The organism is Streptomyces sp. R11 (assembly GCF_041051905.1).
GTDB lineage: Bacteria > Actinomycetota > Actinomycetes > Streptomycetales > Streptomycetaceae > Streptomyces.
Genome location: NZ_CP163432.1, coordinates 8,039,873 through 8,062,381, shown reverse-complemented (window position 1 = coordinate 8,062,381; position 22,509 = coordinate 8,039,873). Strand labels below are relative to the sequence as shown.

At 70.4% G+C, this 22,509-nt stretch carries 25 protein-coding genes and 1 tRNA gene; 10 read left to right on the top strand and 16 right to left on the bottom strand.

The window, feature by feature from the left end:
- Positions 1–62: 62 nt before the first annotated feature.
- The 4 genes from AB5J55_RS37375 to AB5J55_RS37360 are packed head-to-tail and all read right to left on the bottom strand — an operon-like array spanning position 63 to position 3,455.
- On the bottom strand, positions 63–827 hold the full coding sequence (locus AB5J55_RS37375) for an amino acid ABC transporter ATP-binding protein (protein ID WP_369274868.1): 765 nt from the start codon (positions 825–827) through the stop codon (positions 63–65).
- Positions 824–1,753 carry an ABC transporter substrate-binding protein gene (locus tag AB5J55_RS37370; RefSeq protein WP_369276399.1) on the bottom strand — a complete coding sequence of 310 codons (930 nt, stop codon included), beginning with the start codon at positions 1,751–1,753 and terminating at the stop codon, positions 824–826. The genes AB5J55_RS37375 and AB5J55_RS37370 overlap by 4 nt, the downstream gene beginning before the upstream one ends.
- 38 nt (positions 1,754–1,791) lie before the next feature.
- Positions 1,792–2,307, bottom strand: coding sequence for a GNAT family N-acetyltransferase (locus AB5J55_RS37365; protein ID WP_369274867.1), 516 nt, complete (start codon positions 2,305–2,307; stop codon positions 1,792–1,794).
- Positions 2,304–3,455: an LLM class flavin-dependent oxidoreductase gene (locus AB5J55_RS37360; RefSeq protein WP_369274866.1), complete on the bottom strand. Its 1,152-nt coding sequence runs from the start codon at positions 3,453–3,455 to the stop codon at positions 2,304–2,306. The genes AB5J55_RS37365 and AB5J55_RS37360 overlap by 4 nt, the downstream gene beginning before the upstream one ends.
- Before the next feature lie 543 nt (positions 3,456–3,998).
- Here AB5J55_RS37360 and AB5J55_RS37355 point away from each other — a divergent pair.
- The 7 genes from AB5J55_RS37355 (at position 3,999) to AB5J55_RS37325 (ending at position 10,516) form a co-directional block, all read left to right on the top strand.
- A complete protein-coding gene (locus tag AB5J55_RS37355; protein ID WP_369274865.1) occupies positions 3,999–4,997 on the top strand; it encodes an amino acid ABC transporter permease in 999 nt (332 codons plus the stop codon).
- Positions 4,994–6,955 (top strand): FAD/NAD(P)-binding protein, encoded by a 1,962-nt coding sequence (locus AB5J55_RS37350; protein WP_369274864.1) that lies wholly within the window; start codon positions 4,994–4,996, stop codon positions 6,953–6,955. The genes AB5J55_RS37355 and AB5J55_RS37350 overlap by 4 nt, the downstream gene beginning before the upstream one ends.
- Before the next feature lie 85 nt (positions 6,956–7,040).
- Positions 7,041–7,142: a putative leader peptide gene (locus AB5J55_RS37345; RefSeq protein ID WP_369274863.1), complete on the top strand. Its 102-nt coding sequence runs from the start codon at positions 7,041–7,043 to the stop codon at positions 7,140–7,142.
- A gap of 97 nt (positions 7,143–7,239) precedes the next feature.
- The gene (locus AB5J55_RS37340) at positions 7,240–8,346 is read left to right on the top strand and encodes an ABC transporter substrate-binding protein (RefSeq protein ID WP_369274862.1); all 1,107 of its coding nucleotides are present in this window, start codon (positions 7,240–7,242) and stop codon (positions 8,344–8,346) included.
- Positions 8,347–8,382: 36 nt separating this feature from the next.
- Entirely contained in the window at positions 8,383–9,180 is a 798-nt protein-coding gene (locus tag AB5J55_RS37335) for an ABC transporter ATP-binding protein (protein ID WP_369274861.1), read from the top strand.
- A complete protein-coding gene (locus AB5J55_RS37330; RefSeq protein WP_369274860.1) occupies positions 9,167–10,105 on the top strand; it encodes an ABC transporter permease in 939 nt (312 codons plus the stop codon). The genes AB5J55_RS37335 and AB5J55_RS37330 overlap by 14 nt, the downstream gene beginning before the upstream one ends.
- Positions 10,106–10,201: 96 nt before the next feature.
- Positions 10,202–10,516: a hypothetical protein gene (locus tag AB5J55_RS37325; protein WP_369274859.1), complete on the top strand. Its 315-nt coding sequence runs from the start codon at positions 10,202–10,204 to the stop codon at positions 10,514–10,516.
- A 60-nt stretch (positions 10,517–10,576) separates the two neighbouring features.
- Here AB5J55_RS37325 and AB5J55_RS37320 read toward each other — a convergent pair.
- Positions 10,577–10,650 (bottom strand) — tRNA-Pro (locus AB5J55_RS37320).
- 175 nt (positions 10,651–10,825) lie between these two features.
- On the opposite strand from AB5J55_RS37320, the gene AB5J55_RS37315 reads away from it, so the two are divergent.
- Positions 10,826–11,758: an alpha/beta hydrolase gene (locus AB5J55_RS37315; RefSeq protein WP_369274858.1), complete on the top strand. Its 933-nt coding sequence runs from the start codon at positions 10,826–10,828 to the stop codon at positions 11,756–11,758.
- Between the two features lie 60 nt (positions 11,759–11,818).
- On the opposite strand, the gene AB5J55_RS37310 is transcribed toward AB5J55_RS37315, so the two are convergent.
- The 8 genes from AB5J55_RS37310 to AB5J55_RS37275 form a co-directional block, all read right to left on the bottom strand.
- Positions 11,819–12,169: a hypothetical protein gene (locus AB5J55_RS37310; protein ID WP_369274857.1), complete on the bottom strand. Its 351-nt coding sequence runs from the start codon at positions 12,167–12,169 to the stop codon at positions 11,819–11,821.
- Positions 12,170–12,326: 157 nt separating this feature from the next.
- Positions 12,327–12,947: an MFS transporter gene (locus tag AB5J55_RS37305; RefSeq protein ID WP_369274856.1), complete on the bottom strand. Its 621-nt coding sequence runs from the start codon at positions 12,945–12,947 to the stop codon at positions 12,327–12,329.
- Positions 12,836–13,654: an MFS transporter gene (locus tag AB5J55_RS37300; protein WP_369274855.1), complete on the bottom strand. Its 819-nt coding sequence runs from the start codon at positions 13,652–13,654 to the stop codon at positions 12,836–12,838. The genes AB5J55_RS37305 and AB5J55_RS37300 overlap by 112 nt, the downstream gene beginning before the upstream one ends.
- Positions 13,655–13,732: 78 nt before the next feature.
- On the bottom strand, positions 13,733–14,635 hold the full coding sequence (locus tag AB5J55_RS37295) for a PIG-L deacetylase family protein (RefSeq protein ID WP_369274854.1): 903 nt from the start codon (positions 14,633–14,635) through the stop codon (positions 13,733–13,735).
- A 71-nt stretch (positions 14,636–14,706) separates the two neighbouring features.
- Positions 14,707–15,357, bottom strand: a complete 651-nt coding sequence (locus tag AB5J55_RS37290; protein WP_369274853.1) for a GntR family transcriptional regulator — start codon at positions 15,355–15,357, stop codon at positions 14,707–14,709.
- A 216-nt stretch (positions 15,358–15,573) separates the two neighbouring features.
- The gene (locus tag AB5J55_RS37285) at positions 15,574–16,341 is read right to left on the bottom strand and encodes a transposase (protein WP_369274852.1); all 768 of its coding nucleotides are present in this window, start codon (positions 16,339–16,341) and stop codon (positions 15,574–15,576) included.
- A gap of 106 nt (positions 16,342–16,447) precedes the next feature.
- Positions 16,448–17,218: a transposase family protein gene (locus AB5J55_RS37280; protein WP_369268656.1), complete on the bottom strand. Its 771-nt coding sequence runs from the start codon at positions 17,216–17,218 to the stop codon at positions 16,448–16,450.
- Between the two features lie 102 nt (positions 17,219–17,320).
- Positions 17,321–18,091: a transposase family protein gene (locus AB5J55_RS37275; protein WP_369268656.1), complete on the bottom strand. Its 771-nt coding sequence runs from the start codon at positions 18,089–18,091 to the stop codon at positions 17,321–17,323.
- Positions 18,092–18,144: 53 nt separating this feature from the next.
- Here AB5J55_RS37275 and AB5J55_RS37270 point away from each other — a divergent pair, with 53 nt between their 5' ends.
- Positions 18,145–18,489: a cupin domain-containing protein gene (locus AB5J55_RS37270; RefSeq protein WP_369274851.1), complete on the top strand. Its 345-nt coding sequence runs from the start codon at positions 18,145–18,147 to the stop codon at positions 18,487–18,489.
- Here the strand turns inward: AB5J55_RS37270 and AB5J55_RS37265 are convergent.
- Entirely contained in the window at positions 18,479–19,483 is a 1,005-nt protein-coding gene (locus AB5J55_RS37265; protein ID WP_369276398.1) for a LacI family DNA-binding transcriptional regulator, read from the bottom strand. The two genes, AB5J55_RS37270 and AB5J55_RS37265, sit on opposite strands and share 11 nt — an antisense overlap.
- 133 nt (positions 19,484–19,616) lie before the next feature.
- Between AB5J55_RS37265 and AB5J55_RS37260 the strand changes: the two genes are divergently transcribed.
- Positions 19,617–20,774, top strand: coding sequence for a Gfo/Idh/MocA family protein (locus AB5J55_RS37260; RefSeq protein ID WP_369274850.1), 1,158 nt, complete (start codon positions 19,617–19,619; stop codon positions 20,772–20,774).
- Positions 20,775–20,783: 9 nt separating this feature from the next.
- Here the strand turns inward: AB5J55_RS37260 and AB5J55_RS37255 are convergent, their stop codons facing one another.
- A complete protein-coding gene (locus AB5J55_RS37255; protein ID WP_369274849.1) occupies positions 20,784–21,401 on the bottom strand; it encodes a TMEM175 family protein in 618 nt (205 codons plus the stop codon).
- A 65-nt stretch (positions 21,402–21,466) separates the two neighbouring features.
- Complete coding sequence (locus AB5J55_RS37250; protein WP_369274848.1) at positions 21,467–22,495, bottom strand: LacI family DNA-binding transcriptional regulator; 1,029 nt, start codon at positions 22,493–22,495, stop codon at positions 21,467–21,469.
- Positions 22,496–22,509 lie beyond the last annotated feature (14 nt).

Genomic DNA, 22,509 nt, shown 5'->3' with positions numbered 1-22,509 from the left:
AAGCACGCCGGGTTGGATGGCGACAACGCAGCACACAGATGGCGCGGGGTTGGGGCGCACTTTCAGAGAACTTTGGCGAGGAAAGTACGGGTGCGTTCCTGACGCGGATGGTCCAGGACCTCCGCGGGCGGTCCCTGCTCCACCACGACCCCGCCGTCCATGAACACCACGGTGTCGGCGACCTCGCGGGCGAAGCCGATCTCGTGGGTCACGACGATCATGGTGGTGCCGCTGCCCGCCAGGTCCTTGATGACGTCGAGGACTTCGCCGACCAGCTCCGGGTCCAGGGCGGAGGTTGGCTCGTCGAAGAGGAGCACCTTCGGTTCGAGGGCGAGCGCGCGGGCGATGGCCACGCGCTGCTGCTGGCCGCCGGAGAGCCGGCGTGGGTAGGTGTCGGCCCTGTCCGCGAGGCCGACCCGGTCGAGGAGCCGGCGAGCCGTCTGCTCCGCCGCCCTGCGCGGGCGGCGCAGGGCGGAGACAGGGGCCTCCACGACGTTCTCCAGCACGGTCAGATGCGGGAAGAGGTTGAAGTTCTGGAAGACGAACCCGATGCCGGTCCGCTGCCTCAGGACGTCCTTCTCCTTCAGCTCGTGGAGCTTGTTGCCCGCCCGGCGGTAGCCGATGAGCTCACCGTCGATGCTGACCCAGCCGCGGTTGACCTTCTCCAGGTGGTTGATGGTGCGCAGCAGCGTGGACTTCCCGGAACCGGACGGTCCGAGGATCACGGTGACCTCCCCGGCGCGGACCTTCAGGTCGACGCCGCGCAGCACCTCCAACGGGCCGAAGCTCTTGTGGACGCCGTGGACCTCGACCATGACATCACTCATGCCTGCTCCGGCGGGTTGACCCGCGATGTCTCGATCGCGGAGGCGGAGGTACCCCACTTGGCGAGGATCCGGGCGTACGTCCCGTTCCTGATCAGCTCGTTGACGGCGGCCTGGAACGCCTTGGTGAGCGGGGAGCCCTTCTTGAAGGCGAAGCCGACGTCCAGGCGGTGGTACTCGCCGAGGAAAGTGGTCTGCGACGCCGCTTGTGCCGCCTGGTAGCGCAGGCCGTTGATGGTCGACATGATCACGTCGATACGGCCCTGTTGGAGCGCGGTGAGCGTGGCCGCGTTCTCCGAGTAGACCTTCACGTCGTACGGCTTCCTGCCCGCCTTCGCGCACACCCCCTTCTGCGCGGTGAGGGTCGCCTCGAAGGTGGTGCCGGCGCCGGTGCCGATGGTCAGCCCGCACAGCTGGGTGAGGTCGGTGACCTTCGACTTGAGGGCGGTGTTGCCCTTCTTCACCGCGAACCCCTGGCCGTCGTTGATGTAGGTGACGAAGTCGATGGTCTTCAGACGCTCGGCGGTGACGCCGAAGTTGCCGGTGCCGAAGTCGTACTTGCCGCTGCCGAGGGCGGGCAGGATCGCCTCGAAGGAGGCGTCCTGACGCTCCAGCCCGACCCCGAGAACCTTGGCGACCGCGTCCGCGAGGTCGATGTCCTGGCCGGCGGGCGCCTTGTCCGTGCCGTTCGGGTAGTAGGCGCCGGGCGGGAATCCGATCGAGCTGCCGACGCGCAGCTTGCCCGCCTTGCGTACGTCGGCGGGGAGCAGGGCGGCGGCGGAGTCCACCTTGCGGACGGTGGCCACCGGGTCGTCGGTCGGTGCGGGAGAGGCTTCGGCGCCGGCTGCCGCCGTACCGCCGGTGTCGCCGGAGCCGCAGGCCGTCAGCGCGAGCAGGGGCAGCAGGGTGAGGACGGCGGTGCCGCGCAGGCGGGTTCTGAGCGTGCGGGTTCTGAGCGTGCGGATCTTCACTGGTCGGGGGCCTTTCCCGTGCGTTCCCGCACTGCGAGGTGCTTCTCGAAGGGCAACGGGCCGATGGTCTCCGGGTCGGCCTCCGTGTCGAACAGGGGTGTGTAGCCGGTGGCCAGGTAGAGGCCGCGGGCCTCGGGCTGGCGTGGGCCGGTGGTCAGGTAGATCCGCCGGTATCCGTGTGTGCCCGCCGCCACCTCCAGTTCGGCGATGACGCGGCGGGCGAGGCCGCGTCTGCGGTGGGCGGAGTGGGTCCAGATCCGTTTCAGTTCGGCCGTGGTCGGGTCGTACCTGCGGAAGGCGCCGCCCGCGACGGGCTCGCCGCCCTCCAGCAGCAGCAGGAGCAGGCCGCCGTGGGGTTCGGTGAACTCCTCGTCGGGGTAGCGGGAGATCTCGGCGTGCGCGTCCTTGCCGTAGCGCGTCGAGTACTCGTGGCCGAGTTCGCGCAGCAGCGGTCTCACGCGCGGGTCGGACACCGGTACCTGAACGACGGTCAGCTCGGGTGCGGAGGTCATGCGTTCACCGCCACCGGGGTCCGCGCCTCGCGTGCCGCCCGCTCGGCGTCGCGCTTGGCGACCTCCTCGCGGACGATCGGGATCACGTGCCGGCCGAAGTCGATGGCGTCGCCGAGCAGGTCGTAGCCGCGGGCGGAGAGGATGTCGACGCCGAGGTCGTAGTAGTCGAGGAGTGCCCGGGCGACCGTCTCCGGGGTGCCGACCAGGGCGTTGGAGTTGCCCGCGCCACCGGTCGCGGCGGCGGTCGGGGTCCATAGGGCGCGGTCGTAGCGCTCGCCCGCCTCGGCGATGGCGATCAGCCGCTGCGAGCCGACGTTTTGAGGTGTTGCAGCCTGCGGCTGCACGTGTCCGTTGTGGCGCTTGGTGATCGCCTCGCCCCGCTCCCTGCGGGCCTTGATCGCACCTACCGTGCGGTGGGCCTTCTCCCAGGCCAGTTCCTCGGTCGGGACGATGATCGGGCGGAAGGCGACCTGGATGCGCGGCACGTCGGTGCGGCCCGCGGCCTTCGCGGCGGCCTTCACGTTCTCGATCTGCTCGGCGGTCTTCGCCAGGGGCTCGCCCCACAGGCAGTAGATGTCGGCCTCGGCGCCTCCGGCGGCCAGCGCCGCGGGCGACGAACCGCCGAACGACACATGGGGGCGGGGCTGCTGGACAGGGAAGACGTCGCTGACGAAGTCGTGGAAGCGGTAGTGCTCACCCTCGTGGTCGAACGGCTCATGGGTGGTCCAGATCTTCTTGACGATCCGGATGTACTCACGGGTGCGGGCGTATCGCTCGTCCTTGGTGAGGGTGTCGCCCTCGCGGCCCTGCTCGTGGTCGTTGCCGCCGGTGATGAAGTGCACGGTCAGCCGGCCCTCGCTGATCCGGTCGAGGGTGGCGAACGTCTTGGCGGCGAAGGTCGGATACGAGACGTTGGGCCGGTGGGCCAGGAGGATCTGGAGGTGGTCCAGCCGGCTCGCGATGTACGCGGCGGCCGGCGCGGGGTCCGGCGATCCCGAGCCGTACGCGAACAGCACCCGGTCCCAGCCGTGGTCCTCGTGCGCCCGGGCGAGGCGGAGCGTGTAGTCCTTGTCGAAGGCGGCGCCGGAGCGCGGCGTGGTTTCGGAGCCGTTGTTGGTGGCGGCTATACCGAGGAACTCCACCGGCATGGGTATGACCTCTCGGAAATGCGCACCCGGGCAGGCGTGACTGAACTGCTTGTGCGCAAAGGTGAATGGGCGAGTGAATTCAATGCGAGCGTGACGACGCGAAGCGTCGAAAAGACGGTGCTACGGCAGCGCGCGAAAGAGGAGAACTCGGCCCGCGACGGGGTCACCGAGGGAGGGAAGGGCCGGTCAGAGGGCCCGCTGCCGAATCAGGCGCAACACGCCGCGGACCACACTCGACCGAAGTCGATGTGATCGCGCGAGACCAAGCGCAGCTGGGCAGTCATGCGACTAATTGAGCAGTACATCGTGCTCCCCGTCAAGCAGATCCCGGATGCCGGAACACGTGGACAGCCGTCTCAAAGCTCGCTGTTGACACATCGATGGCGTGGGCACATACGATCGACGGCGGACCGGCTCCGCGTTGTGCGGCAGCCTCTCCGGCCGCGTTGAGGGACGCGGCGAGCGTGTCGACGCCGATCCCCGGCCGCACCGAGTGCCCCTGGGGTCACCCACGCCTGCGTTCCCTCCCCGGAGAGCCTCCCCATGGTCACGTCGCCCGATCTCACGTCCGGCCCCGCAACGAAGAATCCCCCAGTACCCGCCACCGACCTGCCGCGGATCGTCCCGCGCCGGCACGCCGGCCGGTGGCTGACCGCCGCCGTCGCGCTGTTGCTCTTCGCGATGGTGCTCAACTCCGTGATCCGCAACGACGCCTTCCAATGGGACGTGGTGGGCCGGTACTTCACCACGGCCGCCGTGCTCGACGGGCTGCTGCTGTCGCTGTGGCTGACCGCCGTGGTGATGGTGCTCGGCTTTCTGCTCGGCACCGTGCTCGCGGTGATGCGGCTCTCCGCCAACCCGGTGCTGCGCACGCTGAGTTGGGGCTACGTGTGGGTTTTCCGGTCCACACCCCTGCTGGTGCAGCTGCTGTTCTGGTTCAACATCGGCGCCCTGTATCCGACGCTCGGCCTCGGCATCCCGTTCGGCCCGGAGTTCGTCACGTTCAAGACGGTCAACCTGCTCGGTCCCACCCTCACCGCCGTCATCGGCCTGACCCTGCACGAGACCGCCTACGCCGCCGAGGTGGTGCGCGGCGGCATCCTCGCGGTGGACGCGGGGCAGACCGAGGCCGCCCAGGCGCTCGGGCTGAGCAGACGCCGCACCCTGCGCCGGATCGTCGTGCCGCAGGCGATGCGTTCGATCGTGCCGACGGCCGGGAACATGCTGATCGGCACCCTCAAGGGCACCAGCATCGTCAGTGTGCTGGCCGTGCACGACCTGCTGTACTCGGTGCAGTTGATCTACAACCAGACGTACCAGATCATCCCGCTGCTGATGGTCGCCACCCTGTGGTACATCGCGGTCACCACGGTGCTGAGCGCGGGCCAGTTCTACGTCGAGCGGTACTACGCGCGCGGCAACTCGCGCACCCTGCCGCCCACTCCGCTCCAGCGGCTCCGCGGCCACCTGACCGCCGTGCCCCTTCGACTGCGGGCGGCGACCGCGGCCGACACCCGCCCGGCGATCGGCGGTGACCGGTGAGCACCAGCCCTTCCGCGGCGGTCCTGGTCGTCGTGGGCGCGGGTCCGCGTGCCACGGGCCTGCTGGAGCGCATCGGCGCCAGCGCTCCCGAACTATGGCAAGGGGAAGGGGAGTTGCGCATCCACCTGATCGATCCGCACCCGCCCGGCCCGGGTCGGATCTGGCGGGACGAGCAGTCCGCGCTGCTGCGGATGAACTCGATGGCGGAGGACGTCACGATGTTCACCGACGAGTCGTCCACCATCGACGGTCCGGTACGGCCCGGACCCTCGCTCGCCGAGTGGGCGGCCCAGTTCTCCGGCCGGGGCCCGCGCCACGCGCCCTACGCCGAGCCCGCCGACCCGGAGGTGCTCGCCGAACTGCGCTCGCTCGCCGGGACCGACTTCCCCACCCGCCGGGCCCAGAGCGCCTATCTGGACTGGGTGTTCCGCAGGGCGCTGGCCCAGCTGCCGCCCACCGTGACGGTCGAGTGGCACCGCACGACCGCGACCGCGGTCACCGGTCCCCCGGACGGTCCGCAGCAGGTGCACCTGGCCGACCGCGCCACCCCCCTCACCGCCGACCTGGTGGTCCTGGCGCAGGGACACATCGGCTCCACCCCCGCCGCCGAACACCTCGACCACGCCGCCTTCGCGCGCCGCCACGGCCGCTTCCATCTGCCACCGGAGTTCTCCGCCGACGCCGACCTGTCCGCGCTGCGACCCGGCGAACACGTCGTCCTGCGCGGTCTCGGGCTCGCCTTCATCGACCTGATGGCCCTGCTCACCGAGGGCCGCGGCGGCACCTACCGCACCGAGGCCGACGGCAGCCTCACCTATCTGCCGTCCGGTCACGAGCCCGTCCTCCACGTCGGATCGCGACGGGGAGTGCCGTACCACTCCAAGACCCGCTACCGGCTCCAGGGCCCTCGGCCTCCGCTGCCCCGGCACTTCGGCCCCGAAGCGGTCGACGCGCTGCTCGCCCAGGGGCGCCCGCTGGATCTGCGGCGCGATGTGTGGCCGCTGATGGCCAAGGAGATCGGCTTCGGCCACTACCACGAGCTCTTCCATGCCCATCCCGAGCGCACCGCCCTCCCCTGGCCGGACTTCGTCGCCGCCTACGACCGTCTGGACTGGTACGCCGGCGCCATGGCCGACCTCGTCGCCGCTGCCGTGCCCGACCCGGCGGACCGGCTGGACTTCGAGGCCCTGGACCACCCCCTGGACGGCGTCACGTTCGCGGCTCCGGATGCCTTCCAGGAGCACTTGCGGGACCGAATCGCCCGGGACGTCGCCCGCCGCGAAGACCCGGAGTTCAGCGCCGACCTCGGGGCGTTCCTCGCGCTGCTGTCCGTCTACGGGCAGCTGCCCCGCCTGGTCGCCGGCGGGCTACTGACCGCTCGGTCCGTCGCCGAGCAGCTCGACGGCTGGTGGCACGGGTTCTTCAGCTTCCTGGCCTCCGGGCCGCCCGGCTTCCGGCTGCGCCAGCTGCTCGCCCTGTCCCGGGCCGGGGTCGTCCGCTTCCTGGGCGCCGGCATACGGATCGGCACCGACGAGGCGACCGGCACCTTCACCGCGGCCGGCCCCACCGTTCCCGGCCACACGCTCCACGCCACCGCCCTGATCGAGGCGTATCTGCCCCGCCACTCCCTGGAACGCACCGAGGACCCCCTCCTGCGTGACCTGCACCGGGCCGGCGCCCTCACCGAGGAGGTCATCGCCGACCCCACGCACACCCACCGCTCCGGCCTGCTGGCCGTCTCCGCCACGGACGGCCACGTCCTCGACCCGTCCCTCGGCGGCACTCACCCACGCCGCATCGCCCTCGGCGCCCCCACCAACAGCCGGGCCGTCGCCGCGTTCGCCCGCCCGCGTACGAACGCGCCCGCCTTCCGCCAGAACGACGCGGTGGCCCGTGAACTGCTGTGCGCCCTGAGCTCGCAGTTCCCAAAGGGAGAGATGGCAACGTCCACTATGTGAAATCCCTCTTGGGGTGAGCGCCACCTTCTGCCACGATCCCCATCAACCAGGTAGGAAAACTAGGAATCGGTGGGGTGGGGTGGCCATGAGTTCGCGCGAGCACGCACGCCTCGTCCCGCCCCTTCTGACCTCGCGTCGCCACATCGACTTCGCGCGTACGTCCAGCGCCATCTGTCGGCTCGTCTGAAGCCGTTCGCGGAGCCTGCCCGTGCTCCGCACCAGCGCCGCCGTTCTCCGACGTACTCACGCACTCTCCTGTCACTCATCTCCGAGAGGACACCTCCGTGTCTGCCGCAAGACCGCTCACCACCCTGCGCACCCTCGCCGTCATAGCGACGCTTCCCCTGCTGCTGACCGCTTGCGGCTACGGCGCCGAATCCACCGACGACGGCAAGCAGGCCGAGGTCGCGGCGGACGCCAAGAAGCTCTCCGTCGACGAAGTGAAGATCGGCTACTTCCCCAACCTCACCCACGCCACCGCTCTGGTGGGCGTCCAGGAGGGCCTGTTCCAGAAGGAGCTCGGCGGCACCACGATCAAGCCGTCGACGTTCAACGCCGGGCCGTCGGAGATCGAGGCGCTGAACTCCGGCTCCATCGACATCGGCTGGATCGGCCCGTCCCCCGCGATCAACGGCTACACCAAGGCGGCCGGGAAGAACCTGCGGATCATCTCGGGATCGGCCTCGGGCGGGGTGAAGCTCGTCGTCAACCCGGAGAAGATCAAGTCCCTGAAGGACGTCAAGGGCAAGAAGATCGCCACGCCGCAGCACGGCAACACGCAGGACGTGGCACTGCTCAACTGGATCTCCGAGCAGGGCTGGAAGGTCGACGCGGAGAGCGGCCAGGGTGACGTCTCGGTCGTCCGCACCGACAACAAGATCACGCCGGACGCCTACAAGTCCGGCTCGATCGACGGTGCCTGGGTGCCCGAGCCGACCGCGTCCAAGCTGGTCGCCGAGGGCGGCAAGGTGCTCCTCGACGAGGCCGACCTGTGGCCCGACAAGAAGTTCGTGATCACGAACATCATCGTCCGGCAGGAGTTCCTCAAGGAGCACCCGGACGTCGTCGAGGCCGTGCTGCGCGGTTCGGTGAAGGCCAACGAGTGGATCAACGCCAACCCGGACAAGGCCAAGGCCTCCGCGAACAAGGCCCTGGAGGAGCTCTCCGGCAAGGCCCTGCCCGCCGAGGTCATCGACCCGGCGTGGAAGTCGATCACCTTCCTCGACGACCCGCTGGCCGCGACCCTCGACACCGAGGCGGAGCACGCGGTGAAGGCCGGCCTCCTGGAGGAGCCCGACCTGAAGGGGATCTACGACCTCACGCCGCTCAACAAGGTCCTCAAGGCCGACGGCAAGGACGAGGTCGACGACGCCGGTCTCGGCGTCAAGTAACCACCGCATCCGCTGAGTTCCCAGGAGGTGACGACCATGGCCACCCCGACGGCCACGACCGCGAAGGTCGCCGAGGACGCCGCGGCGGTGACGTATGCCGCGCGAGTCGAGCATGTCTCGAAGTCCTTCCCCGGCCCCGCGGGGCAGCAGCTCGTCCTCGACGACATCACGCTCGATGTCGCACCCGGCGAGTTCGTCACCCTCCTGGGGGCCTCCGGCTGCGGCAAGTCGACGCTGCTGAACCTGGTCGCTGGGCTGGACCGGCCGTCCGCCGGTTCGATCGGCACGGACGGGCGGCCCGCCCTGATGTTCCAGGAGCACGCGCTGTTCCCCTGGCTGACCGCCGGCAAGAACGTCGAGCTCGCGCTCAAGCTGCGCGGGGTCGCCAAGGCGGAGCGCCGCCCCGAGGCGGAGCGGCTGCTGGAACTCGTCCGGCTGCAGGGGGCGTACGGCAAGCGGGTGCACGAGCTGTCGGGCGGTATGCGGCAGCGGGTCGCCCTGGCCCGTGCGCTGGCGCAGGACAGTCGGCTGCTGCTGATGGACGAGCCGTTCGCGGCGCTGGACGCGATCACGCGGGACGTGCTGCACGACGAACTGACCCGTATCTGGCGGGAGACGGGGCTGTCCGTGCTGTTCGTGACACACAACGTGCGCGAGGCGGTACGGCTGGCCCAGCGCGTGGTGCTGCTGTCGTCGCGGCCGGGCCGGATCGCGCGGGAGTGGACGGTCGACATCGCCCATCCGCGCCGTATCGAGGACACCGCGGTCGCCGAGCTGTCCGTCGAGATCACCGAAGAACTGCGTGGGGAGATCCGCCGCCATGGCCGGCACTGACAACCGCGTCGACACCAAGGTCGACGTCACCAAGGACGGCTCCACGACGGCCGGGGCGCCGCAGGATCCCAACGATCTGGCGGGACTCGAGGCGGGGCTCGACGCGCTGGACGCTGTGCAAGTGGGCCGTACGCCGTTGCGCGAGACCCTGGTCCGCAAGGTACTCCCGCCCGTCACCGCTGTCGCATTGGTGCTGGTCGTCTGGCAGTTGCTGGTGTGGGCCGAGGTGGCCCCCGACTACAAGCTGGCCTCGCCGTCCGACGTGTGGGGCGAGGTGCGCGAGGCCTGGCTCCAGGGCACGCTGCTCGACTACATCTGGACGTCCGTCTCACGCGGCCTGCTCGGCTTCCTGCTGGCGCTCGCCATCGGCACCCCGCTCGGTCTGCTGGTCGCCCGGGTGAGGTTCGTCCGGGCGGCCATCGGCCCCATCCTGTCCGGCCTCCAGTCGCTGCCGTCGGTGGCCTGGGTGCCGCCGGCCGTGCTCTGGCTGGGCCTCAACAACTCGATGATGTACGCCGTGATCCTGCTCGGCGCGGTCCCGTCCATCGCCAACGGCCTCGTCGCGGGCATCGACCAGATCCCCCCACTGTTCCTGCGCGCCGGGCGGACCCTGGGCGCGACCGGGCTGCGCGAGGCCTGGCACATCGTGATGCCGGGTGCGCTTCCGGGCTATCTCGCCGGTCTGAAGCAGGGCTGGGCGTTCTCCTGGCGCTCGCTGATGGCCGCCGAGATCATCGCCTCCTCCCCCGATCTCGGCGTCGGCCTCGGCCAGTTGCTGGAGAACGGCCGCAACAACAGCAGCATGCCGCAGGTGTTCCTGGCCATCTTCCTGATCCTCCTCGTCGGAATCGCCATCGACCTGCTGATCTTCAGCCCGCTGGAGCGGCGGGTGCTGCGGGGGCGGGGGTTGTTGGTGGCTCACTGAGGGGCGAGACGGGGCCGGGGGCGTGGAGCAGGGCGGCGCAGACAAGGGGGGGTGCACCGGGTCGCACGGCCCGGGCCGCCCTCCACAGCGCCCGTCTTGGACAACCTCGTCCCCAGCCGGCCCTCGTTGCCGCTCCAACTCGGGCGCCTGCGGGGGCACTTGCGCCCGCCCGAGGGCGCTCCTGACTCCACGGTCGCCGACAACGTGATGCGGGTGCTGCGGCGCCTCTACCGGGACGACGGGTCTTCGTACCGAGCGGGCGTCAATGCGGGACCCGCTCACACCACGACATGCGTCGCCGCGAGCCTGCCAGGCCCGAACCGCCAACTGACCCCCATCACCGGCGGACGCCGCGCACGCGCCGACCCCGACCCCGGGTACCACCCCGCCGCCCGCGACGGGAAACAGTGAAGGGCCTTGCCTCACCGAAGTGACGCAAGGCCCCGGCCGGACGAACAGTCCGACTTCCCGTCGGGACGACAGGATTTGAACCTGCGACCCCTTGACCCCCAGTCAAGTGCGCTACCAAGCTGCGCCACGTCCCGATGCCTGTCGCGCGGCGAACCGCGTGATCACGCAGGTCAACCCTACCTCATGGGCACCCCACCATAACCGGTCCGACCCCTTGACCCATTATTGCCATTGCCTATAATTGCCTAACTCAAGGAGGGTCGGTACGCTGTCGGGCAGACCCACGGGCCGCGACCGAACGGATGCCACATGTCCCTCCTGACCCGGCCCGCGGTGGCCGGCCTTGTCGCCAAGGTCATGCAGCGGGTGACCGTCATGGCGGAGCGGCGTTCCGGCGGCCGGGGTTCCGCCGCCGCCTCGCACGCCCGCTTCCCCGAATTTCCGCGCAGGGTACGCGAGTTGACGATTCCCACGTCGATCGCTCCCGCCCGGGCCACGGTGTATCTGCCCGCCCACGACGAGCCGGACCCGCCGGTGCACGTCAACTTCCACGGTGGCGGCTACGTGATGACGCTGACCGAGTTGGACGACCCGCTGTGCCGGTTCCTCGCCGCAGAGGCTGGGGCGGTCGTGATCAACGTGGACTATGTCGTCGCGCCGCAGCATCCGTTCCCGGCGCCGCCCCGGCAGGCGTACGAGATCGTTCGCTGGGTCGCGGCGCACGGCGCCGAGGAGGGGTGGGACGGCGGGCGGCTCACCGTGGGCGGGCAGAGCGCCGGTGGCGGGCTCGCGGCCGCCGTGGCGCGGCAGGCCCTTGAGGGGGGCGGGCCGTCGATCGCGCTCCAGGTGCTGCACTATCCCCCGCTCGACCTGGCGACGGGCGTCCGGAACAAGCGCGCCGCCATCGCCAAGCCGATGCTGAGGCCCTGGATGGGCGACGTGTTCGACACGTCGTACGTCCCTGACGTGCGGCGGCGCCTCGATCCGCTCGTCTCCCCCGCGCACCCTTCGGACACCGCGGATCTGAAAGGCATCGCCCCTGCCCTGGTGATCACCGCCGAACACGACCTGCTCCGGGCCGAGGGCGAGCGGTACGCGGAGCGACTCCGGGGCGTCGGTTCGCTGGTCGACCACCATGAGGTGCGCGGCGCTGATCACGGGTACGACGGGACCGACGACGAGAAGGCGCGGGACGTTTACACGATCATCGCCCGGCGGCTCCGGGAGGCTGTGGAGGCCTGACGGGGCCGTCGGGCGACGAGCCTGGGCGACGGGACTGGGCGGCGAGACTGGGCGGCGGGCCTAAGACCCCAGCCCGCTCTGCCCGTTGGCGACCGCGGGCTGCCTCTCGCCCGCCACGCGGGTCCCGGCGCTCGCCACGGGCACGCGGTACTCGTCCGGGGACGGGACGCGCACATGCACCGGGACCACCGGGACCACCGGCACGACGGTCGAACTCCGGTCGGCCGAAGGCCAGATGGGCTGAGCCGCCGGGCCGGACGTCGACGTGGCCCGGGAGCCTCGCCACGGACCCCCGGACCTGCCTGCGCCGAAGCCCGACATCAGCAGGGCCACCGCCGCGACCACCCACCACGGCAGACCCGCCTTGGCCATGAACGCGACGACGGCTGCCAGCGCGAGAAGTGCCGTCACGTCCTGCTCCCCCTTTACGGAACAACTCACCAGCCCCGGGCGCACCGAGAGGCGCCCTCCATCACTACGGGCATATGACGCAACAATACGCGAGACCGTCGTATAACCCAGTTCGGCTCATCTGTACATATGGCTCGTCAGTACATATGACGGGCGGTCAGTGTGCTCCTACGAGTTTCTGCTCGCTGCCGCTCCCAGCGGTCCGATTCGAGCCGCGCAGTGCCGCGATCCCGATGAAGACCATGGACGACAGGCCGGCCAGGGCGAACGCCGTGAAGCCCCAGTCGCCCTTGTTCGCGGCGAGCAACTGGCCGCCCAGCCACGGTCCGAACACGGCGCCGAAGCGGCCCATGCCGGAGGTCCAGCCGACGGCGGTGGCGCGGTTCTCGGGGCGGGAGCGGATCGAGACGGTCGCGTAGATCATGGTCTGCGCGCTGTTCAGGAACACCCCGGTCAGGAACACCACGGTGAAGGTGAGCGCCAGCGGCATGTGCACGCTGAGCAGGAAGACACCGGCGGCGGTCAGCGCGAACCAGATCGCCGAGATCCGCGGGGCGCCGAACCGGTCGGAGGCGCGGCCGGCGACCAGCATGCCGACGATGCCGCCGAGGTTGAACAGGACCACGAAGGTCAGTGCGGAGCCCAGGTTGTAGCCCTCACCTCGCATCAGGGTCGGCAGCCAGGTGGCGACGCCGTAGACGAGGAGGAGCCCGCCGAAGGAAGCCAGCCAGTACAGCAGGGTCCGGCTCCACTCCCCGCCACGGAACAGGCTGACCATGGCGTGCCGGCGGGCAGCGGGGGCCCGATTGTCGGCGGGGGCGGCCGGCAGGGCGACCTCATAGCGCCGGGCCAGCTCGCCGGCTCCTCGCTGCGGCCCTTGGCGACCAGGAAGCTCAGCGACTCGGGCAGGAACCTGGCCAGGACCGGCACGAACAGCAGCGGGAGCACGCAGAACCAGAACGCGGCCCGCCAGCCCAGGGGTTCGACGACCCACAGGGCGACATACGCGGAGAGGATGCCGCCGGCGTGGTGGGCGGTCATCAGCATGCCGATGGTGAGAGCGCCGCGGCCGCGCGGGGCGTAGTCGGAGACCATGCTGATCGCGGTGGGCAGCAGACCGCCGAGGCCGATTCCGGCGAGGGTGCGGCCGAGGCCGAACGCCCCGACGCTGCCCGCCATCGCGGACAGCCCGGAGGCCAGCGAGAACAGCGCGACGCAGGCGACCATCAGCTTCCTGCGGCCGATCCGGTCGGCGACCGTGCCCGCGGTCAGGGCGCCTACCAGCATGCCGAAGGCGGCGTAACTGCCCAGGTCACCGGCCTGGTCCGGGGTGAGGCCGAGGGCCTGCTGCTCCAGCATGTGGGGCAGCACCGAGCCGTAGACGAACATGTCCAGGCCGTCGAAGAGGACGGCCAGCCAGCACAGGCCGACGACGAGCACGGCCAGTCTGCCGACGCGGGCGGCTGGGGAGAGGGAGGAGGACATCCTTGCTTTCCTCTCGTGCGTTGTGCGCCAGACGCTAAGGAGCCGGAGGTTGAATGGTCAACGTTTTTGTCAACAATTTCAGCGACAATCCAGTGGCGCGCAGGGAAAGACCCGAAGGACCCGAAGGAAGCGCCTTGCCAGACGACCGGCGGAGTCCCGTGCGTGTGGAAGGACTCGATCGTCTTCAGGCCCCACGCCTGCCCCTTGGCCCGTTCGGCCTCGGTCCAGGTGATCAGCGGCCAGTCCGGGGCCAGCACCAGCCGCGTGAGGGGGTTGCACAACTCGATTGAGCTGGACACCGCGGCGGACGGCGAGGTCGGTGTAGTAGTCCCACAGGTGCTGCTGGGCGCCCAGGCATTCCATTGCTGCGCGTTTGGTCTCCCAAACCTCGGTGATGTCGAGCAGGACGTCGGGCCGGAAGCCGCTCATCTCGGGCTGGTGCGGCTCGAAGTAGAAGACCGGCGGGGCACCGATGATGTCGCCGTCGCCCGGGTAGCCGATGGCCTGCGCGAGGATCCGGGCCTCCAGGGCCATGCGGTTGGCGGCCGGGTGGTCGCCGTTGTACGGGTCCTCGGTCGGGTGGGTGAGCACCACGTCGGGCTGGGTCTCGCGGTGGACGGCGACGAGTTGGTCGGTCAGCTCGGCGGTGGCGATCAGCGGGTAGTCGCCGGCGTCGAAGAAACGGACCTCGGCGCCGAGAGTGGCGGCGGCACGCTCGGCCTCGCCCTGGCGGATCGCCTTGATCTCCTCCAGCCTCCTGCCCTCGCGCCAGGCCTTGGCGGACTCGCCGCGCTCGCCGAAGGTCAGACAGGCGATGGTGGCCTTCTCGCCCCGGGCGGCGGCCAGGGCGATGGCTCCGCCCGCCCGCCACACGAAGTCGCCGGCGTGCGCGGTGATGACGAGGGTCGAGCGTGGTGGGGATGAGGGTCCCCCCGCGCGAGGTTGCTCGAGCGTGGGGGAGGGCGCATCGCCGTGCGTCATTGCGGGTCTTCTCCTTGGGTGCCAGGTGTGCGCCCGCCCCTGACGTGCCGTCGCGCTGCGACGTTTACGACTCAGTCGCGCAGCGCCTCGATCACGCTGGTGAGGTGGGCGCGGACGGCCGCCTCGGCCGCCTGCGGGTCCCTGGCCCGGATCGCCTCGATCATGGCCAGGTGCTCGTTCAGCGAGTGCTGCGGACGACCCGGCCTAAGCGCCAACTGGAAGCGGTGGCGCACCAGTTGTGCGTTGAGCCGCTCCAGCAGTTCGACGGCCGTGCGCTGGCCGGAGAACTCCCGGATTCTGGCGTGCAGTTCCTGGTTCAGCTCCGAGTACGTCATCGGCTCGCCGTCGGCCACGGCCTTGGTCATCGCCGCGCCGAGGTCCGCCAGTTGGGTCAGCTGCTCGTCGCCGGCCGCGACGGCTGCCTTGGCCGCGCACAGCCCTTCCAGGACCATGCGGCACTCGGTGATGGCGACCGCTTCCTCCACGGTCACCACCCGCACCCGCGAGCCGCGGTTGCGGATCCGCTCGACCAGTCCCTGTGCCTCCAGATCGATGAGTGCCGCGCGGATGCTGGCCCGTGTCACACCGAACTGCTCGGCGAGTTCGTTCTCCACCAGCCGCTGTGCCGGTGCCATCTCGCCGTGCAGGATTGCCTGCCGCAGCTGCGCGAGCGCATGCTGCTTGGCCTGCTCTCCGGTGCTCGGACGGGCTTCCTTCGGCATGTGCCCTCCCTGAGTGAGTGCCTGTCGAACGTAAATCTAGCCAGACAGAATTGGCCACAATTTCGTCCGCCATATTGAGCGCAGGGCTGTGCCGAGCACAGTCGGGAGGTCCGCGGTGACGACGGAGTGTCCGCTCGGCGCCGCCGACACCCCACACCCTGTCCACGCCCCCGCCCCGCTCACCCCGGCTAGAGGTTGTCCCGTATGAGGCGTGAGTTATCCGGTGAGGGCCAGGTTGTGGAGCTGGGCGATGCCGAGCATGGCCTGGTGAACGCCGTGGCCCTTGAGTCGGCAGTCCCGCAGGATCTTCCAGTTCTTCAACCGGGACAGGGCGTGTTCCACCCGGGCTCGCGCCCTGCGATGGACGGCATTCTCCGCTTCCTGGTGTGGGCTGAGGTGCGTCTGACCTCGTCGTTTGCGGTGCGGGATGAGCAGGCCGGTGCCCTGGTATCCGCCGTCGGCGATGGTCGGTGCACCGCGGCAGACCCGGTCGACGCCGGACTCCGTGAAGGCCCGGCAGTCGTTGCGGCTGCCGGGCAGCGGCAGGCCGATCGCCACCACCAGGCGGCTGTTGGCGTCGATGACGACCTGCAGGTTGGTCGAGTACCGATAGTTCTTGCTGGACGCGGCGATGCTGCGGTCGCGTGTGGGCACGAGGGTGCCGTCGACGATGTAGACGGTGTCTTTGCGCGGCCGGCGCGCTGGCGAGATGGCCAGCAAGGGCGCCAGGTGGTCGAGGATGCGGTCGGCCGCGGACTTGGAGACCCCGAACAACGGCGCCACCTGCCGCAACGTCAGGTTCGTGCGCCAGTACGTCGCCACCAGCAGCACCCGGTTCTCCAGCGGCAGCCGCCAGGGACGGCCGCGCTGAACGTCACCACCGCGACGCCTTACCAACGCGACCAGCCTGGTGAATTGCGCCTCGGTCAGCCCGGAGAACGGCTCGATCCACTTCGGATCATCCGCTGAGATCACCCCACCCATGCCCAGTCAACGCACCAACCGCCCCACCGGTTACGGGACAACCTCTAAAGGGTGTTGCACAAGGCCGTGTTTGGGCAGGTCAGGGCGTGTGACTGCGGTCTTCTGGTCATGATGCGAGGGCGAGGTTGTGCATGTGGGCGACGGCTTGGACGGCGTGGTGGAGGCCGTCGCCGTGCTGTCGGCAGTCGCGGAGGATCTTGTGGTTCTTCATGCGTCCGATCACATGCTCCACCCGGGCACGCACCTTGCGGTGGGCGGCGTTGTCCGCTTCCTCGCCTGCCAGCAGGGGCCGGCGCGGGCGTTTGCGGTGCGGCACGACCATCCCACAGTTGAGGTAGGCGCCGTCGCCCAGGACGGTCACGCCCTGGCAGTGCTGGGCCAGGCCGGAAGCGCGCCAGGCGTGGGCGTCTGCCGTGGTGCCCGGTGCCGGTCGGGCCGCTGCGATCACGAGGCGGGTGTCGGCGTCGACGATGACCTGCACGTTCGCGGAGAAGCGGTAGTTGCGGCTGGACGCGCCGACCTTGCGGTCGCGGACCGGGATCAGGGTGCCGTCCACGATCCACAACCGGTCCGCGGCGTCGGCAGGGCGGGAGACGGGTTCCAGTGCGAGCAGCGGACCGAGACGTTGGATCACCCGGCACACGGTGGACGAGGACACTCCGAACAGCGGTCCTAGTTGCCGCATGGTCAGGTTCGTCCGGTAGTACACCGCGACCAGCAGCACCCGCTCCGCCAGCGGCAGGCTCCACGGCCGGCCCTGCATCGTGCCGTTGCCACCGCGCTCCCGCACTGCCTTGAGCAACCGCGAAAACTGCGTCAAGCGCAGCCCCGTGAACGTCTCCACCCACACCCGTTCAGCCCTCAACACCCCAGCCATACAACGGAGATGCCCTGATCACGGCCTTGTGCAACACCCTTTAAAGGGTGTTGCACAAGGCCGTGTTTGGGCAGGTCAGGGCGTGTGACTGCGGTCTTCTGGTCATGATGCGAGGGCGAGGTTGTGCATGTGGGCGACGGCTTGGACGGCGTGGTGGAGGCCGTCGCCGTGCTGTCGGCAGTCGCGGAGGATCTTGTGGTTCTTCATGCGTCCGATCACATGCTCCACCCGGGCACGCACCTTGCGGTGGGCGGCGTTGTCCGCTTCCTCGCCTGCCAGCAGGGGCCGGCGCGGGCGTTTGCGGTGCGGCACGACCATCCCACAGTTGAGGTAGGCGCCGTCGCCCAGGACGGTCACGCCCTGGCAGTGCTGGGCCAGGCCGGAAGCGCGCCAGGCGTGGGCGTCTGCCGTGGTGCCCGGTGCCGGTCGGGCCGCTGCGATCACGAGGCGGGTGTCGGCGTCGACGATGACCTGCACGTTCGCGGAGAAGCGGTAGTTGCGGCTGGACGCGCCGACCTTGCGGTCGCGGACCGGGATCAGGGTGCCGTCCACGATCCACAACCGGTCCGCGGCGTCGGCAGGGCGGGAGACGGGTTCCAGTGCGAGCAGCGGACCGAGACGTTGGATCACCCGGCACACGGTGGACGAGGACACTCCGAACAGCGGTCCTAGTTGCCGCATGGTCAGGTTCGTCCGGTAGTACACCGCGACCAGCAGCACCCGCTCCGCCAGCGGCAGGCTCCACGGCCGGCCCTGCATCGTGCCGTTGCCACCGCGCTCCCGCACTGCCTTGAGCAACCGCGAAAACTGCGTCAAGCGCAGCCCCGTGAACGTCTCCACCCACACCCGTTCAGCCCTCAACACCCCAGCCATACAACGGAGATGCCCTGATCACGGCCTTGTGCAACACCCTTTAGGGTCGCCGCATGACGCACAGCTTCGTACTGCACATCCCCGACGCCGAGCTCGAACCCGAGCCCCTCGCCCCCGAGCAGATCGTCTCCGGCACTCCCGAGGTGACCGGGAAGGTGGTCTGGGAGTCGGAGGACGGGCGTCAGGTGCGGGGCATCTGGCAGATCACGCCCGGCGTGGTCACCGACACGGAGGCCGACGAACTGTTCGTCGTCATCAGCGGGTCGGCCACCATCGAGTTCGAGGGCGGGCCGACGCTGACGGTGGGGCCCGGCGACATGGCCGTACTGCGCGAGGGCGACCGTACGACCTGGACGGTGCACGAGACTCTGCGCAAGGCGTACGCGATCAACCAGTGAGCGGGGGCGCGGTCGAGCCCCGGATCTCCAACGTCGGTGCCGCGAGGCGGACTTCGCCCGCTCCCCCGCCGCCCTCGAACCGTTCGAGCAGACAGCGGGCCGCGCGCCGGCCGACCTCGTGGCTGGCGTTGTCGACGCTGGTGAGCCAGACGTGGCGCAGGCGGGCGATGCTCGTGTTGTCGTAGCCGACGACGGACAGGTCGCGGGGCACCCGCAGCCCCGACTCGTCGGCCGCGGACAGCGCGCCGATGGCGGCGATGTCGTTGACGGCGAAGACGGCCGTCGGCCGGTCCGCTCGGCTCAGCAGCCGGACCGTCGTGCGGTAGCCGCCCTCCTCGGTCATGTCGCTCGGCTCGACGACCGCGTCGGCCGCGAGGCCGTGCTCGCGCATGGTCGCCTCGAAGCTGCTCCGGCGCAGTTCACCGACCGCGCCGTACCCCGCGATGTGCGCGATGCGCCGGTGCCCGAGGCCGATGAGGTGCTCGGTGACCAGGCGGGCGCCCCGCTCGTCGTCGTTGGCGACGACGTCCACGCCGGGCAGCCGCGGCTCACGCGCGCCCGCCACCACCACCGGGAGGCGCTCGGCGACGGCCCCGAGCGCGGCCGGGTCCGGCAGCGTGCCGACGACGATCAGGCCGTCGACCCCGAGGGCCAGGAAGGGGCCGGTCGGGTCCTGTCCGGTACGGCGGTTGAGCCGGGCGTCGGCCAGGAGCATGTGCAGGCCGTTGTCGTGCAGGAGCGAGTTCAGACCGTCGAGCATGTCGACGAACCAGGGGTTGCGCAGGTCGTTCAGGAGGACACCGACCGTGCGGGTGCGCTGCTCGCTGAGGCTGCGCGCGGCGGCGTTCGGGCGGTAGCCGAGCTCGCGCACGGCCCGCAGCACGGCCTCCCGCTTCTCCGGGCGCACCTGGTCCGAGCCGCGCAGCACCAACGAGACCAGCGACTTGGAGACGCCGGCCCGGTCGGCCACATCACGGATCGTCGGCGCTCTCATGGACATGGACCGTTCCATGCGGTGGTCACCTTGTCAAAGGGACCGGGAAAGGGTTGACACCGGCGCCAGGCCGCACCCAAGGTGATTTGGACAGCAGATGGACCGGTCCAAAGAAAGTCAGAGAAGGGCTGCAATGGTGGATACGCTCGGTGTCGCCGTCGTCGGATTCGGCTGGATGGGGCGGGTGCACACCCAGGCGTACGCCCGTGTCCCGCACCATTACCCGCAGCTGGCCCTGCGTCCGCAGCTCGTGACGGTCGCCGAGGAGGTGCCCGGCCGGGCCGAGGAGGCCGCCGCACAGTTCGGGTTCGCCTCGACGACCCGTGACTGGCGCGAGGTGGCCGCCGACCCGCGTGTGCGGGCGGTCAGCATCACCGCGCCGAACTTCCTGCACCGCGAGATCGGTATCGCGATGGCCGAGGCCGGCAAGCACATCTGGATCGAGAAGCCGGTGGGCCTGACCGTCGCGGACGCCCGGGCGGTCGCCGACGCCGTCGCCAAGGCCGGCGTCCGGGGCGCGGTCGGCTTCAACTACCGCAACGCACCCGCCGTGGAGGCGGCCCGCGACCTCATCGCCGCCGGCGAGATCGGCACCGTCACCCACGTGCGCGTCCGCCTCTTCAGCGACTATGCCGCCCACCCCGACGGCGCCCTTACCTGGCGGTACGAGAAGGAGCGCGGCGGCAGCGGGGTACTGGGCGACCTGGCCTCGCACGGCGCCGACCTGGCCCGCCATCTGCTCGGCGACATCGCCTCCCTGACCGCCGACACGGCGATCTTCCTCCCGGAGCGGGCCCGCCCCACCGGCGCCACGGCCGGCCACAGCCGCGCCACGGGGGGCGAGCTCGGGCCGGTCGAGAACGAGGACTACGTCAACTGCCTGCTGCGCTTCGCCTCCGGCGCCCGCGGCGTGCTGGAGGCCTGCCGGGTCTCGGTCGGCGAGCAGAACAACTACGGCTTCGAGGTGCACGGCACCAAGGGCGCGGTCTTCTGGGACTTCCGACGGATGAACGAACTCGGCATCAGCCGCGGCACGACCTACCAGGACCAGCCGGTCAGCACGGTGTACGTCGGCCCGGGCGACGGCGAGTTCGGCGCCTTCCAGCCGGGCGCGGCGAACGCCATGGGCTACGACGACCTCAAGGTCATCGAGGCGTCCCGCTTCCTGCGTTCGGTCGCCGAGGGCGTCCCGCACGGGGCCACCCTTCAGGACGCGGTGCACAGCGCCGCCGTACTGGACGCGATGGCGCGCTCGGCCGAGAGCCGCGCGTGGGTGACCGTGGACGCGTAGCCGGGGCCGTCAGGGGTCGGCGCGCAGGCGGGCGCGCCGGCCGAGGGAGAACTTGAGCGGAACCAGGACGAGCCACCACCACACGGCGGCGGCCCCGGCCACCAGCGTCAGCGGGATGGTGAGGAGGAACACGATCACCGTCACGGCGAGATCGAGAGCGTACAGCCCGAAGCCGCCCACGGGAGTGACGTCGCCGCGCAGCCAAGGGCGCCGGGCCAGTACGGCGACCAGGGCGAGGTGGGCGGCGCCGAGTGCCGCGACCGACGCGGCGTAGATCGCGACCGAGACGGGGTCAGGGCCGTACTCGGAGATCAGCCTGGTGGGGAACGGCAGCAGCGCCGCGATGCCCAGACCGAAGACGGACAGGGTGATGAGCTGTCCGTCGATCTCGCGCACTGTGCGGAAGATGCTGCGGTGGTCGCGCCAGAAGCTGCCCAGCACCACCACGCTGAGGGCGTAGGCGCCGAAGTCCGGAAGCAGATCGCGCAGCGCGTCGTGGTACTCCCGCTCGGTCAGCCCCCGCGGCACGGTGATGTCCAGGACGAGCAGGGTGATGGCGATGGCGAACACGCCGTCGGCGAGCGCGACCAGCCGTTCGGGCCCACCGTCCGGGTTCGATTTCCACATGCGCACGACGGTAGGGAGCTGGGCGTGGCCAGCGGGCGTACACGCCCGGGGCACGGCAGCGATCGTCACCCGATGGGCGTGGGCATGTTGTACGGGGTCACCACCTGGATCGCCGACGGCAGTGTCGGTCCCGCGGGCGGCAGCGCGCCGTGGGCCCGCATGACGATGTGGCAGGCCTCGCGCATGTCCTGGCGCAGGTCGTGATGGAGGACGGCGGACAGGCGGTGCTCGCGCAGCAGGCGGGTGTTGTCGTGGTCGAGGTCGTGCGCGACGAACACCGCGCACTGTCGGCCGAGGTCCTCGAAGGCCCGCAGCGTGGCGATGTTGCCGCCGCCGATCGAGTAGACCGCGCGGATCTCCGGGTCGCGCTCCAGGGCGGCCCTCACCAGGTCGTACTGGGTGGCGTCCAGGCCCTGCCCCTCGGCGAGTTCGACCAGCGTGCGCTCGGGGTGTCGGGCGCGCATGGCGCTGCGGAAGCCCATCTCGCGCTCCTCCTCGTTACGGAAGAAGCCGCTGCTGAGGCTGGTGAGGACATGGCCGGGACGGTCGCCGAGCCACTGGCCCATGAGGTACGCGGCGGTCGCGCCGGCGGCCCGGTTGTCGCTGCCGACGTACGCGAGGCGCGGCGTGGACGGCAGGTCCGTCACGAGGGTCACCACGGGGATGCCGGACTCCGCGAGCCGCGCGACGGCGGCGGTGATCTCGGGGACGTCCGGGGCCTTCAGGATCACGCCCTGCGAACCACGCCGGGCGATCCGGTCCAGTGTCCTCGTCAGCTCCTCCACCGGACCCGTCTCACGGAAGTGGAAGCGCGAGCGGACAACGGCCGGATGCAGAGCCGGCAGCTCGGCCTCCAGGGCGGCCCGTACGGCCGTGGAGAACCGCTCCGGCGTCTGCATCACTATGTCGATCATGAAGGTGCGGCCCACCAGCCGGACCTGGGTGCGCTGCCGGTCCAGGTCGGCTATCGCCTGGCGGACCTCGCGTGCGGTGCTCTCCCGCACCCCTCCCCGCCCGTTCAGAACCCGGTCGACCGTGGCCTCGCTCAGGCCCGCCTGACGTGCGATCTCCCGGATCGGGAACGGGTGACCCATGCGACGGCTCCTTG

What these genes read in the sequence shown, in the direction of transcription:
- AB5J55_RS37375 (WP_369274868.1), bottom strand. Translation starts at nt 827, where the DNA reads ATGAGTGATGTCATGGTCGAGGTCCACGGCGTCCACAAGAGCTTCGGC.
- AB5J55_RS37365 (WP_369274867.1), bottom strand. Translation starts at nt 2,307, where the DNA reads ATGACCTCCGCACCCGAGCTGACCGTCGTTCAGGTACCGGTGTCCGAC.
- AB5J55_RS37360 (WP_369274866.1), bottom strand. Translation starts at nt 3,455, where the DNA reads ATGCCGGTGGAGTTCCTCGGTATAGCCGCCACCAACAACGGCTCCGAA.
- AB5J55_RS37355 (WP_369274865.1), top strand. Translation starts at nt 3,999, where the DNA reads ATGGTCACGTCGCCCGATCTCACGTCCGGCCCCGCAACGAAGAATCCC.
- AB5J55_RS37345 (WP_369274863.1), top strand. Translation starts at nt 7,041, where the DNA reads ATGAGTTCGCGCGAGCACGCACGCCTCGTCCCGCCCCTTCTGACCTCG.
- AB5J55_RS37335 (WP_369274861.1), top strand. Translation starts at nt 8,383, where the DNA reads ATGGCCACCCCGACGGCCACGACCGCGAAGGTCGCCGAGGACGCCGCG.
- AB5J55_RS37330 (WP_369274860.1), top strand. Translation starts at nt 9,167, where the DNA reads ATGGCCGGCACTGACAACCGCGTCGACACCAAGGTCGACGTCACCAAG.
- AB5J55_RS37315 (WP_369274858.1), top strand. Translation starts at nt 10,826, where the DNA reads ATGTCCCTCCTGACCCGGCCCGCGGTGGCCGGCCTTGTCGCCAAGGTC.
- AB5J55_RS37305 (WP_369274856.1), bottom strand. Translation starts at nt 12,947, where the DNA reads ATGGTCAGCCTGTTCCGTGGCGGGGAGTGGAGCCGGACCCTGCTGTAC.
- AB5J55_RS37300 (WP_369274855.1), bottom strand. Translation starts at nt 13,654, where the DNA reads ATGTCCTCCTCCCTCTCCCCAGCCGCCCGCGTCGGCAGACTGGCCGTG.
- AB5J55_RS37295 (WP_369274854.1), bottom strand. Translation starts at nt 14,635, where the DNA reads ATGACGCACGGCGATGCGCCCTCCCCCACGCTCGAGCAACCTCGCGCG.
- AB5J55_RS37290 (WP_369274853.1), bottom strand. Translation starts at nt 15,357, where the DNA reads ATGCCGAAGGAAGCCCGTCCGAGCACCGGAGAGCAGGCCAAGCAGCAT.
- AB5J55_RS37285 (WP_369274852.1), bottom strand. Translation starts at nt 16,341, where the DNA reads ATGGGTGGGGTGATCTCAGCGGATGATCCGAAGTGGATCGAGCCGTTC.
- AB5J55_RS37280 (WP_369268656.1), bottom strand. Translation starts at nt 17,218, where the DNA reads ATGGCTGGGGTGTTGAGGGCTGAACGGGTGTGGGTGGAGACGTTCACG.
- AB5J55_RS37275 (WP_369268656.1), bottom strand. Translation starts at nt 18,091, where the DNA reads ATGGCTGGGGTGTTGAGGGCTGAACGGGTGTGGGTGGAGACGTTCACG.
- AB5J55_RS37270 (WP_369274851.1), top strand. Translation starts at nt 18,145, where the DNA reads ATGACGCACAGCTTCGTACTGCACATCCCCGACGCCGAGCTCGAACCC.
- AB5J55_RS37265 (WP_369276398.1), bottom strand. Translation starts at nt 19,483, where the DNA reads ATGAGAGCGCCGACGATCCGTGATGTGGCCGACCGGGCCGGCGTCTCC.
- AB5J55_RS37260 (WP_369274850.1), top strand. Translation starts at nt 19,617, where the DNA reads ATGGTGGATACGCTCGGTGTCGCCGTCGTCGGATTCGGCTGGATGGGG.
- AB5J55_RS37255 (WP_369274849.1), bottom strand. Translation starts at nt 21,401, where the DNA reads ATGTGGAAATCGAACCCGGACGGTGGGCCCGAACGGCTGGTCGCGCTC.
- AB5J55_RS37250 (WP_369274848.1), bottom strand. Translation starts at nt 22,495, where the DNA reads ATGGGTCACCCGTTCCCGATCCGGGAGATCGCACGTCAGGCGGGCCTG.